Source organism: Salifodinibacter halophilus, from assembly GCA_012999515.1.
In the GTDB taxonomy this organism is placed as follows: Bacteria; Pseudomonadota; Gammaproteobacteria; order Nevskiales; family Salinisphaeraceae; genus Salifodinibacter; species Salifodinibacter halophilus.
The window spans coordinates 1-296 of sequence record JABEEB010000140.1; the positions used below are offsets into that span (position 1 = coordinate 1).

Annotated in this window: 1 protein-coding gene; it reads left to right on the top strand. The window is 74.0% G+C overall.

What is annotated here, in order from left to right; genetic code table 11:
• Nucleotides 1–296: response regulator transcription factor (locus tag HKX41_11050; GenBank protein ID NNC24668.1), on the top strand; the 296-nt coding region annotated here is incomplete at both ends.

The window sequence follows — 296 nt, forward strand, 5'->3', positions numbered from 1 at the left end:
CCGACCGCGTGGAAGGCTTCGCCGGCGGCGCCGACGACTATCTGGTCAAGCCGTTTTCGATGGACGAGCTGATTGCGCGCATCGGCGCCATCGGCCGGCGCGGCGGCGCGATCCGGCCGAGCACGATCCGCATCGCCGACCTGGAGATCGACCTGGGCCGGCGCGAGGCGCGCCGCGCCGGCATCGCGCTGCCGCTGCGGCCGAAGGAGTTCGCGCTGCTGCAACTGCTGGCCGAACGCGCAGGCCAGGCGGTGCCGCGCCAGGACATCCTCGCCGCGTGCTGGGGCGAGGAGCAG